Genomic DNA, 363 nt, shown 5'->3' on the forward strand with positions numbered 1-363 from the left:
TTCTGAAACTGATGTTACAAATCAAGTCGCTTTGAATGAAAAACTATTTAATATGTCGCATGAAATGCACCGATTAGAACAAGAAGTAGCAAAATATAAAGATACATCCGATCCTTTCCTTGCGATGAATGGAAAAAGCCCTGTTATACAAAGAACGATTCAATTAGCTAGAAAGGTTTGTTCAGTGAAATCCACGGTTTTAATACTCGGAGAAAGCGGAGTTGGAAAAGAAGTGTTTGCGAAAGCAATTCATGAAGCAAGTGAGACAGCAAATGCCCCTTTCATTTCAATTAACTGCGGCGCAATCCCAGAAGCGTTATTTGAAAGTGAATTATTTGGTTACGAGCGCGGGGCGTTTTCTGG

Annotated in this window: 1 protein-coding gene; it reads left to right on the plus strand. The window is 38.8% G+C overall.

Translation table 11 applies throughout. The annotated features are described in order from the left end of the window. The coding region (locus tag AC1DJR_RS34115; RefSeq protein WP_477004682.1) for a sigma 54-interacting transcriptional regulator at nucleotides 1–363 on the plus strand (363 nt) is incomplete at both ends.

It is taken from the genome of Bacillus sp. 05T31 (genome assembly GCF_056396725.1).